We start from the raw sequence: 8,421 nt of genomic DNA, 5'->3' as shown, positions 1-8,421 counted from the left end.
TATGCAGAGCCAAGACTGGTCAATTCAAAATCGAAAATCCAAAATCGAGAATTGATATAAGTCATTCTCCAGCAGCTATGGTGATGCCTGACCTGCCGATGGAGGGCGATCGCCCTGGCTGCTGAGTAATACCGCTTCTTCAAAAGAAAGGTACAGATGAAAATGACGAAACTATGCAGAGCCAAGACTGGTCAATTCAAAATCGAAAATCCAAAATCGAGAATTGATATAACGGCTTCATGGCTGCTCTGCGTCAGCAGATCCAGACTCAGTGGCAATGCCCAACTGTACCCCTTCAAGCGATCGCAGCACGTCCATGACCTCAATTACCTGGCCATGATAGACCCGCTCATCAGCCTGCACGGTCACCAAAGCCGACTGGCCGGACTGTAACTGCTCGTCGATGGCGGCTCTCAGCGCCCTGATGTCAATGGGTTCTTTATTCAAAAACATATCCCCGGAAGCCTCTATAGTGACCGTAAAATCTGCCTGCTGCTGGGTTTCTGACGTTTCAGCATTGGGCAGGTCAACTGGCAACCCCTCGGCTTGGGTAAGAAACAAAGTAGACAAAATAAAGAAGGCCAAAATTGCGAAGATGACATCAATCATCGGCACAATATTAATCGACAGTTCCTCTTCCGGTTCGTTATCTATGACGCGCATATACTGCATTTCCTTGTTGCAAAGCTTCGTGATGCCCTGGTCGAAAATCTCTAATTGAGCGCTCAACCCTTAGAGCGATCGCCGCCAGGGAAAATAACAGCAGCGACAGCCCAAAGCTGGGATCAAAACAGCGATCGCCAATCCGTTAGCGCCCTCAAACCTAACCCCATACTTCTTTGCCGTACGGCTTGTTGGTGATGTGGTCAAGAAAGGCTTGCAGAATAAACCCCAAGCCTAAATTGAGCAGACCCGAGACGCCTAATGATATTTAGTCTCATTAGCGCTGTTGAGATTAAACCTCATTAAGCCCGCCATGTCAAACTTAGGAACTTGGCGGCACCGCCACAAGAAGCAGCGCCGCGATCGCGGCGAGTACAGCACTCAGCGAGAACGGCACGGCAGCTCCAAGCTGGGTATAAAGCCAGCCTGCTATCAGACTGGCGGGCAAAGCGACCAGCCCCGTAACTAGGTAAAACGTCCCCGTTTCGGCTCCTCGTTTTTGAGGGTGGACGAGGTCAGCGACCAAGGCTTTTTGCAGACCTCGCGTCAGAGTAGCGTACAAGCCATACAGCATAAACAAAGGCCAGATCAAGGCTGCATCAGACACGAAGGCAAAGCCTAGATAGACCAGTGCAAAGACCAGGTAGCCACTGGCTAATAGCAGCCGTCGTCCGATGCGATCTGACAGGTTGCCGACAGCTAATCCTAAAGACACTTCGACTAAGTTGAACACAGCGTAGAGTAAGAGGACTTGGTTGCCAGCAAAGCCTAAAGCTTGGGCACGCAACAGCAAGAAGGCATCTGATGAGTTGCCCAAGCCAAACAAGCCCACCACTAGCAAAAAGCGACGATAGGCGGGCGCTAGACCTTGCAGGGTAAACTGGGGCTGCGATCGCTGGCTTTGATGGGGCAATGGCGCTTCTTTGACTTGAAACAGCAGCACCAGCACCCCCAGACAGGCTGGAATAAACGCGATCGCAAACACGCCTCGATAGTTTTCTGGAAACTGCCAAAGAAACCAAAAACCGAGCAGCGGCCCTACAATCTCACCGACCGTCTCTAAGCTATGGTGCAGACCAAATGCTCGTCCTCGCTGATCGAGGCGGCAATTTTCGGCAATCAGAGCATCTCTAGGAGCCGCCCGCAGTCCTTTCCCCATGCGATCTACAAGTCGGGCACCTAACACATGTGCCCACCCCATCGAACCCGCTAGCAAAAGCTTGGAAAGCGCTCCCAATCCATAGCCGATTCCTGCAAACGGCTTTCGCCGCCCTGCTTGATCCGACAGCCAGCCTGAATACAGCTTTAGAACGCTAGCCGTACTTTCGGCAATGCCCTCAATTAGGCCGACTGTCGAGACGGGCACTCCTAGCACTGTGGTTAGAAAAAGCGGCGTCACCGGATACACCATCTTGCTGGCACAATCGCTCAGGAGGCTGACTAAGCCCAACGCTAATACGGTACGGTCGAAACCAGGCATTTTGCTCTCGCGCTAATATTTAGTCTGTCTTCACCTGCTGCTGCGGCTGTCGTTTGAGCAAACTCATCTGAGCAAACTGCTTTAGCCGCTGCGGATGCCGCAATCTCGCCAAGTTCGAGGCCAGCTTCAAAATCGCAGCGAAACTGAGGGGCTGCTTGTTTTACGGCGTGCCCAACCTAAGCGCTATCTGTTTTTAATCGTTTGACTGATCGGCAGACAAAGCGGCGTCTGAGAGACTGGATCTAAAATGATGCGGCTCTGTAGCGCAAATACCTGCTGCACCATCTCTGCTGTCACGATCTCAGCGGGCAGTCCCTGAGCCTTGATCTGGCCGTCTCGCAGTGCAATCAGATGGTGGCTATAGCGGCAGGCCATGTTTAAATCGTGCAGCACCATAACGATGGTGCGGCCTGCAGAGCGATTGAGATGGTAAAGCAGATCTAGCACTTCAATCTGATGCGCCAGGTCTAGATAGGTCGTTGGCTCATCAAGCAGCAAAATTTCGGTATCTTGAGCCAGGGTCATAGCGATCCAGGCTCGCTGCCGCTGACCGCCGGAGAGGGTGTCGAGGGGACGGTTGGCAAACTCGTGTAGGTGAGTGGTGGCGATCGCTGCTTCTACTTTTAGCTCGTCTTCCTTTGACCACTGCTGTAGCCAGTTTTGGTGCGGGTAGCGCCCCTGAGCCACCAGTTCCCATACTGTTAACCCTTCTGGGGCAGCAGGACTTTGAGGCAAAATACCGAGCCGCTTCGCCAATTCTTTTGTCGGGAGGTGGGCGATCGCCTCCCCTTCTAAATAAACTGTCCCGCCTTTGGGTTTTAACAGACGAGCCATCCCCCGAAGCAAAGTAGACTTGCCACAGCCATTTGGCCCCACTAGCGTCGTAATCTGACCCTGGGGAATTGCCAGATCTAGCTCTCGAATGATGACTTTGCTGTCGTAGGCCAAAGTGAGCTTGCGAGCGGTGAGAGCGATTTGAGTGGCGGTATCGAGCATCATGGTAAGTGAGTGAAAGCCAATCTGAGCAAAGTAAAGGCAGGATGGAACCCACCAGCAGAGTAAGGCAACTGATATTTAACTGTAGTTCCGTAGTATTTTCTGAAGCTCTAGGTTGGGCATCTCTTCCTGACCGATTTTAGGACGGGCATATTCTTCCAAGTAGAGGCTGACATCTTCAATACTCAACAATTTTTGTACCTATTTAGCGTGTCACTATTGGGATTTTTTATCAATAGATCACTTGAATCTGAGCTTGATTCAAAAGGGGGTTGGAAGCGGTGTCCTACGAAACGTTTCGGCGGTTGACGTAGAAGGTAGGTGGAATGCTGACTTTAGGGGTATATGACATTGCGGACAATCGACGGCGCACGAAGCTGGCCAAGTTTTTGGAGGGCTATGGGCGACGGGTGCAGGAGAGTGTGTTTGAGTGTTTTTTGAGTTTGGAGGAGATGCAACGATTGCATCAGAAGGTGATGGGGCGGATTCAAGCGGCTAAGAATCTTGTCCTTTTAGTCGCTTTAGGTCTAATTTTGGTCACCTCCGAGTGTCAGCCCCCTCCCCATGCCAAATTGATCGATCTCTAAATAAGCCTGACTTAAGATTGCATCACGGTATTTTGTTTGGGGGCATCGTTCAGGGCTATTGCTTGGGCTAAGGCGTCTTCGCCGAAGGCAATAGCAGCCGTGTAGTCCGACTACAGGAATGAGACATGACCGAGCGTTACAAAGGTATCAAGCTCTCCCCAGCGATCGCCCGCTCAAAAGAGTCAACCGTGGGGCAGAAACTTTAATGATCGCCGCTGGGGTTTATGTGGCAGTCTAACGAGCTTGAATTCACCCTTTTCTGCAACTAGTCAATCTAATCAAGAGGCCAGCCGTTTGAAAAATCAGACTCTATCCGTACGATCTAGATGCGCTAACAGAGAAGGTTTGATGAGCCGCGCCGTTCAGGTTTTGTTGCTAAGTCGTTGTAGATGGGTTTCGCCCCAGTGGCAGAGTGTTTGTAGGACAGGCTCCAAGCTTTGGCCGTAACGAGTAAAGGCATACTCTACGTGGGGTGGCACTTTAGCATACTGCTTGCGGCTAACCAGACCGTCGCTTTCAAGTTCTCGCAGTTGCTGAATCAACACCTTCTCAGAAATCTCTGGCATTAAGCGTTTCAGTGCATTAAAACGGCGCGGCTCATCTTTGAGATGCCACAGGATCAAGATCTTCCACTTGCCCCCCAATACTTTGAGGGTGGTTTGCACAAAATCGGTTCCCTGGGTTTGTTCGGCCATGAATGGGATGCCTCTGCGATCGCAAGTTTCTTCACTTACTAAAAAGTAAGTACTTCTCAAACAGAGCGCCCCCCTTTTATTTTGAAAGAACCTAAAGTTTTTCCCAGGACGAAATAAATAATGAAAACCCTCCAGGGCAAAGTTGCCATTGTCACCGGGTCTTCGCGGGGCATTGGCCGAGCGATCGCTGAACGACTGGGTCGAGACGGCGCAACCGTTGTTGTTACCTACCACAGCAACCAGGATGAAGCCGATCAGGTGGTCGAAACGATCAAAAGTTCAGGATCCGAAGCGATGGCTTTGCAGGTCAACGTCAAGGACATGGACAGCATCAAAGCGATGTTTCAAGCAGCATTAAAGCAATACGCCAAGGTAGACATTTTGGTCAACAACGCCGCTGGGAAGAACATCTTCAAGCCAACCGCTTTAATGACGCTGGCAGAATACGACAGCATGTTCGACATCACGCGGGGCGTCTATTTCACACTGCAAGCGGCGATCCAGCATTTAGCCGATGGCGGACGGATTGTCAGCACTTCTACCAGCGGTACGGTGATGGCGATTCCGGCTGGGGGTGCCTATGCCGGATGCAAAGCGGCGATCGAACAGTTTAGCGCCTGTTTAGCCAAGGAATTGGGAGAACGAGGCATCACTGTCAACACCGTTTCCCCCGGTGTTACCGATACCGATGGTCTGGTGCTGGATGAGGAAGCTACCAATCAACTGATTGCCCAAACGCCGCTGGGTCGCTTGGGTCAACCTGCCGATATTGCCGATGTCGTCGCCATGCTGGTTTCAAGCGATGGCCGCTGGATTACGGGACAACACATCCGCGCCAATGGCGGCATTGTTTAGGTGACCTTGCAGTTGCGTAAAACCTTGCCCTTTTGAGCAGATGGGCTGCTCTGCTGCAAGAGAGAGGACGTCGCTGAACCCTCTACAGCCAGACAGATGTGAGAACCAAATTGGTGTGCGATTTTTGTTTAAGCATTAAGCAAAACCCTTTTTCTGGTTCGGTACGCGGGTTGGCTCAGGAAATCACAGTCCACGTTTAGTCGCGAAAAAAAATGTCTTTTCCCATACGATCGAGCGATCCGAACGATTGGTTTTACCGCGATCGCATCCTGGCTGTCAGTCGGTTTGATGCGGAAGATTGCTACGTTCTTTACCGCTTCTAAAAAGGCGTAACTTCACCATGATTACTTTTGTCAACGTATTTACCGTTCAGCCCGAATCTCAAGACCGGGCATTTCACAACATTTCGCAGGTGTATACCGAAGCCGTCAAACCCCAACCGGGATTTATTTCGGGACAGGTGCTCAAGAGTCGTGACGGTACCCGAGTCACTGCGATCGCCCTGTGGGAAAGCGAAGCCGACCTGCAAGCCATGCGCACAACCCCCAAATTTCAGGCGATGCACACACCTGAATTTAGCGCCGCGATTATTGCCAACGAGTCCCACGTCTACGACGAGCTTATTCAGGTAGAAAAATGAAGTCTTTAGCAGGGAAAGTGGCAATTATCACAGGTGGTTCAGGTGGGCTTGGATCGGCTACCTGTTTGCGGTTGGCTAGAGAGGGAGCGGCGATCGCAGTTCATTATGCAAGCCGTCAGGCGAAAGCTGATGCTGTGGTTAAAGACCTTGAAAAGATGGGCGGGAAGGCGATTGCAATTCCGGCCAACGTCAGCAATGGCGATGAGGTCAAACAACTTTTTGGCGAAACTGAGAAGCGTTTGGATCAACCCGATATTGGGGTGAACAAGGACAAGCGATGAAAACCGATCAGCTCAGAATTAATCAGCTTTCGCCGGAAACCTACCAGTGGTATCTCACCTACTTAGAAGCGGTTGATACTCAGGATGTTGAAGCCTATAGCCGCTTTTTGGCAGAGAGCTGCGAGATGATCTCCAACAATAACCCGCCCGTTCAGGGTAAGGAGGCGATCGCTCAATTTCTCACCGACTACTGGCAGTCTTTCGCCAGTCTTGAACACGATTTGCTGAATATCTATGGCAGTGATTCTGCCTTCGTGCTTGAAGCATTCAATCACTACACTCGCCACGATGGGAAATCCGTCACGCTTCGAGCCGTGGCATTTACAGACCGCAACGAAGCAGGCTTGGTTACGTCCGTTCGGTTCTATACCGACGTTGCTCCGCTGTTTGAATGAATTATTGCGCTTGAGCCAAGGAAAAGAAGATGAGCAATCGACTGCTTGGAAGGGTGGATGCTAGATGGAATGCTCCGGGCGGTCTAGCACCTCCAGGGCGACTGTTTCAACAACTTTGGCTAATCATTGTGATTGTGCTAGCCTGTACGCTTTTGCCTCTCACCGCACAGGCGGCAACCCCTGAGTTCACCATTCATCAATACTTCTCCCCTGGAGCGGGAGCGGTCAACACCTACTGGATTGAAACGGCCAACGAAATTATCGTCATTGATGGGCAGCGAACCCTTTCAGAAGCCCAAGCCGCTCTGGTTTCCATCAAAGCTACCCAAAAGCCGATTACGGCTATTTTCCTGACCCATCCCCATCCCGATCATTTCACCGGACTGCGGGTCTTCGCAGATTATGCACCAGAGGCTCCTATTTACGGCTCACCCATCACCCTCAAAACCATTGAGACGGATGCGAACGGGCTGGTGGCGCTGTCACGAGAAACGCTGGGCGATGAGTTTCCCAATCAGGTGGCCGTACCGACTGAATTGATTGAAGAGGGAGATATTCTAACCATTGCTGGCATTGAATTCCAGATACATCAACTGGCACCCAACGAAGCCGCTGTGATGACGATGCTCTACCTGCCCGAAACCCGAACGCTGTTTTCGGGTGACCTGGTGAACAACAGCAAAACGCCATTTCTGCTGACTCAGCACACAACTGCTTGGGTCGCACAACTGGAATCACTTTCGAGTCGATTCCCCGATGCTGACCTGATTTATCCTGGCCACGGTGAACCGGGGTCAAAAGATGTGCTAATTCGCGATCAGTTGGAGTATTTAGCGCTGTTTCGCCAGTTGGTGCGCGATCGCCTAGCCGACGACCGACAAATTTCTACTGACGAAAAAGCGCAAATTGTCGAGCATATGAACACTTGGTATGCCGACTACTTACCCGTAGCGGCAATTCCGGCTTTGTTGGAGCAAAACATCGACGCTATCGCTGCAGAACTGACAAGTGAATCTTAAGCTCTATCAGTTGCCTGCGCCCTGTAGCCAATCTCAAGCCGCCAGCAGGGTTTCTCTGTGGGAAACCAAAACCAGCTAGCAGCCCTTCTAGGAAATTAATCAGCTACTACGTTCGTATAAGTATTGGCAGCGTCCTGAGCCTGTTGATCATCCATATTTTAGAGATGTCCCGTTTTGACGTAGATGACACAACCTTCTTCGCTAAAGGGCGCGTGTACACTACCGGGTGGATTTCGCAGCCAAGTGCCTTTGGGATAGACACCGTATTCATCGGTAAATATCCCGGCAATGACAAAGATCTCTTCACCCCCCCAGTGACGATGCGACTGAAAATGAGTCCCCGTAGCCCACTTTACCAGCGCAATCTGTTCAGTCCCGTAGGCATGAAGCGGTAACACCTGTAAACCCGGAACCAAACCGGGCAGCCATTCTGCCTGATTCGTATCGATGGTTACCTGAGATTGATCGGGGGGAGCCATCTGCCGCAGTTTGACCAAAATAGTTGCTCCCACTTGGCTATAGGGTGTATGACTAGAACCCACCGGGTTACGAACATAGGTTCCTTGACCGAAGTCCCCTTTTTCATCGGAGAAGACTCCCTCCAAAACCAAGTATTCTTCACCACCATCGTGGGTATGGGCAGAAAAATAACTACCGGGCGCATAGCGGACGACCGTGGTTGCGCGAGCAACTTCTTCGCCATCGCGCTCCAACATGCGACGCTGAACACCGGGCATTGGAGCATCCAGCCAAGGAAGTTCTTCGCTAAAGACAACTGCTCTTTGATTCAGATCGGCGTTGAGTTTCATG

The 8,421-nt window shown here is 51.2% G+C and carries 11 protein-coding genes; 6 read left to right on the top strand and 5 right to left on the bottom strand.

Going from position 1 to position 8,421, the window contains the following annotated elements:
* Positions 1-237: 237 nt before the first annotated feature.
* From ACTS3T_RS01655 to ACTS3T_RS01645, 3 genes are all read right to left on the bottom strand, one after another.
* Positions 238-663 carry an ExbD/TolR family protein gene (locus tag ACTS3T_RS01655; RefSeq protein ID WP_377965055.1) on the bottom strand — a complete coding sequence of 142 codons (426 nt, stop codon included), beginning with the start codon at positions 661-663 and terminating at the stop codon, positions 238-240.
* A 322-nt stretch (positions 664-985) separates the two neighbouring features.
* Positions 986-2,143, bottom strand: coding sequence for an MFS transporter (locus tag ACTS3T_RS01650; protein ID WP_377965057.1), 1,158 nt, complete (start codon positions 2,141-2,143; stop codon positions 986-988).
* Between the two features lie 183 nt (positions 2,144-2,326).
* Positions 2,327-3,139 (bottom strand): ABC transporter ATP-binding protein, encoded by an 813-nt coding sequence (locus ACTS3T_RS01645; protein WP_377965059.1) that lies wholly within the window; start codon positions 3,137-3,139, stop codon positions 2,327-2,329.
* 326 nt (positions 3,140-3,465) lie between these two features.
* Between ACTS3T_RS01645 and cas2 the strand changes: the two genes are divergently transcribed.
* Entirely contained in the window at positions 3,466-3,726 is a 261-nt protein-coding gene (gene cas2, locus ACTS3T_RS01640; RefSeq protein ID WP_462934640.1) for a CRISPR-associated endonuclease Cas2, read from the top strand.
* Between the two features lie 362 nt (positions 3,727-4,088).
* Here cas2 and ACTS3T_RS01635 read toward each other — a convergent pair whose 3' ends face one another.
* On the bottom strand, positions 4,089-4,421 hold the full coding sequence (locus ACTS3T_RS01635; protein ID WP_377962992.1) for a winged helix-turn-helix transcriptional regulator: 333 nt from the start codon (positions 4,419-4,421) through the stop codon (positions 4,089-4,091).
* A gap of 120 nt (positions 4,422-4,541) precedes the next feature.
* On the opposite strand from ACTS3T_RS01635, the gene ACTS3T_RS01630 reads away from it, so the two are divergent.
* The 5 genes from ACTS3T_RS01630 (at position 4,542) to ACTS3T_RS01610 (ending at position 7,611) form a co-directional block, all read left to right on the top strand.
* Positions 4,542-5,276 (top strand): SDR family oxidoreductase, encoded by a 735-nt coding sequence (locus ACTS3T_RS01630; protein WP_377962994.1) that lies wholly within the window; start codon positions 4,542-4,544, stop codon positions 5,274-5,276.
* A gap of 340 nt (positions 5,277-5,616) precedes the next feature.
* Positions 5,617-5,916 (top strand): antibiotic biosynthesis monooxygenase family protein, encoded by a 300-nt coding sequence (locus ACTS3T_RS01625; protein ID WP_377962996.1) that lies wholly within the window; start codon positions 5,617-5,619, stop codon positions 5,914-5,916.
* Positions 5,913-6,197 carry an SDR family NAD(P)-dependent oxidoreductase gene (locus tag ACTS3T_RS01620; protein WP_377962998.1) on the top strand — a complete coding sequence of 95 codons (285 nt, stop codon included), beginning with the start codon at positions 5,913-5,915 and terminating at the stop codon, positions 6,195-6,197. Before ACTS3T_RS01625 ends, ACTS3T_RS01620 begins: the two co-directional genes overlap by 4 nt.
* Positions 6,194-6,592, top strand: a complete 399-nt coding sequence (locus ACTS3T_RS01615) for a nuclear transport factor 2 family protein (protein ID WP_377963000.1) — start codon at positions 6,194-6,196, stop codon at positions 6,590-6,592. The genes ACTS3T_RS01620 and ACTS3T_RS01615 overlap by 4 nt, the downstream gene beginning before the upstream one ends.
* Before the next feature lie 29 nt (positions 6,593-6,621).
* Positions 6,622-7,611, top strand: coding sequence for an MBL fold metallo-hydrolase (locus ACTS3T_RS01610; protein WP_377963002.1), 990 nt, complete (start codon positions 6,622-6,624; stop codon positions 7,609-7,611).
* Between the two features lie 158 nt (positions 7,612-7,769).
* Here ACTS3T_RS01610 and ACTS3T_RS01605 read toward each other — a convergent pair whose 3' ends face one another.
* Positions 7,770-8,420 (bottom strand): cupin domain-containing protein, encoded by a 651-nt coding sequence (locus tag ACTS3T_RS01605; protein ID WP_462934639.1) that lies wholly within the window; start codon positions 8,418-8,420, stop codon positions 7,770-7,772.
* Between the last annotated feature and the right edge of the window lies 1 nt (position 8,421).

The organism is Almyronema sp. (genome assembly GCF_052168255.1).
GTDB lineage: Bacteria > Cyanobacteriota > Cyanobacteriia > Phormidesmidales > Phormidesmidaceae > Sphaerothrix > Sphaerothrix epifaneia.
This window is presented reverse-complemented; position numbering and strand designations above follow the sequence as displayed.

Coding starts and splice junctions, on each gene's coding strand:
- ACTS3T_RS01630 (WP_377962994.1), top strand. CDS start 4,542: ATGAAAACCCTCCAGGGCAAAGTTGCCATTGTCACCGGGTCTTCGCGG.
- ACTS3T_RS01610 (WP_377963002.1), top strand. CDS start 6,622: ATGAGCAATCGACTGCTTGGAAGGGTGGATGCTAGATGGAATGCTCCG.
- ACTS3T_RS01625 (WP_377962996.1), top strand. CDS start 5,617: ATGATTACTTTTGTCAACGTATTTACCGTTCAGCCCGAATCTCAAGAC.
- ACTS3T_RS01620 (WP_377962998.1), top strand. CDS start 5,913: ATGAAGTCTTTAGCAGGGAAAGTGGCAATTATCACAGGTGGTTCAGGT.
- ACTS3T_RS01650 (WP_377965057.1), bottom strand. CDS start 2,143: ATGCCTGGTTTCGACCGTACCGTATTAGCGTTGGGCTTAGTCAGCCTC.
- cas2 (WP_462934640.1), top strand. CDS start 3,466: ATGCTGACTTTAGGGGTATATGACATTGCGGACAATCGACGGCGCACG.
- ACTS3T_RS01615 (WP_377963000.1), top strand. CDS start 6,194: ATGAAAACCGATCAGCTCAGAATTAATCAGCTTTCGCCGGAAACCTAC.
- ACTS3T_RS01655 (WP_377965055.1), bottom strand. CDS start 663: ATGCGCGTCATAGATAACGAACCGGAAGAGGAACTGTCGATTAATATT.
- ACTS3T_RS01605 (WP_462934639.1), bottom strand. CDS start 8,420: ATGAAACTCAACGCCGATCTGAATCAAAGAGCAGTTGTCTTTAGCGAA.
- ACTS3T_RS01635 (WP_377962992.1), bottom strand. CDS start 4,421: ATGGCCGAACAAACCCAGGGAACCGATTTTGTGCAAACCACCCTCAAA.
- ACTS3T_RS01645 (WP_377965059.1), bottom strand. CDS start 3,139: ATGCTCGATACCGCCACTCAAATCGCTCTCACCGCTCGCAAGCTCACT.